This window comes from Rhizobacter sp. P1_G5 (genome assembly GCF_056405435.1).
In genome coordinates this window covers 1-1396 of record NZ_JBFUCB010000983.1, presented here as the reverse complement: position 1 = coordinate 1396, position 1396 = coordinate 1, and the positions used below count along the sequence as shown (strand labels likewise).

Genomic DNA, 1396 nt, shown 5'->3' with positions numbered 1-1396 from the left:
GGGTGATCGAGTATCGCTACGACGCGCTCGGCCAGCCGGTGTGGCAGCGCAACCCGCTGCAGTTGCAGCGCGGTGGGCAAACGACGATGGGCTACGACGTGCTCGGGCGGATGACGCAGCGCATCGAGGCGGAGTACCGGAGCACCTGGACCTACGACAGCTGCTTGATGGGCATCGGCAAGCTGTGCGCGACGGGCACCAGCACCGGCATCAGTCGGCAGTGGGCGTACGACGGATTGGGCCGGCCGATCAACTACCGCACCAGCGTCGTCAACGGGCCGACCTTCGCGAGCGCGGTGGCCTATGACGCCAACGGCCGGCAAGCGAGCCAGACCTGGCCRACCGGGCTGACGGTGAACTACGGCTACACGCCCAAGGGATTCCTSRGCAGCGTGTCGCTKGCGACGGCGGTSACGGTGAACCCGCTACCGAGCACCCCGGGAGGCACGCCGGGCGCGAGCGTCACGCTGCCGGCCGGCACAGTGCTGTGGCAGGCGCAGGCCTGCAACGCATGGGACGAGTTGGAGCAGCAGCGGTACAGCAATGCGGTGGTGAGCAAATCAGGCTACGAAGCCGCGACGGGCCGGGCGAACAGCCTGATCGCAGGCAGGGCGAGTGCCAGCGACGTGCTGAACCACGGCTACGTGTGGGACAGCCTGGGCCGGCTGACGAACCGCAACGATGCGAACGGGGACGGTGCAAGCGGCGCGGTGACAGAGAACTTCGAGCACGATGCACTCGGGYGGCTGCAGCGCTACACGGTGGCCGCTCCCGCGATCAGCGGCCTGGTGCGCACGGTGGGCCTGCAATACAACGCGCTGGGCAGCATCCTCTACAAGAGCGATGTGGGGGCGTACAGCTATGGAGCCCAGGGTGCGAACGCCGTGAGGCCGCATGCTGCTCTGGGCATCGAAGGCGCGGCAGCCAACACCTTCGGCTTCGATGCGAACGGCAACATCGTCAGCGCAACGGCGGGCAAGTACCGCGGGATCACGTACACCGGCTTCAACCTGCCGGACAGCCAGACGGGCGTGCAAGGGCCTGCAGGTGGCCCGAGCTACGTGTGGAACTACGACGAGGACCACGCACGCCTCCGGGAGGTGCGGACGATCCCGAGTGGCACGAACGCCGGTACACGCACCACTTGGTACCTGCACCCGGACAACACCGGCGGTCTGGCTTTCGAGAGCGAGGTCAATGCGCCGACCAACCCCAGTGCCGCGAACCCGGCGGTCACGAGCAACCGCCACTACCTGAGCGCAGGCGGCCAGAGCCTCGGCGTGCTGGTCACCACCGGCGCGCTGCCCACGCTCGGTGCCACGCAGACCGCGCCAGCCGCGCAGTCGAGCCTGAGCGCGGTGAAGCTGGAGTATTGGCACAAGGACCACCTGGGCAG

1 pseudogene is annotated in these 1396 nt (G+C 68.1%); it reads left to right on the top strand.

Features of this window, described 5'->3' with window-relative positions:
* Nucleotides 1-1396 (top strand): annotated as a pseudogene (locus AC1D12_RS33360) (hypothetical protein); the annotation flags it as partial.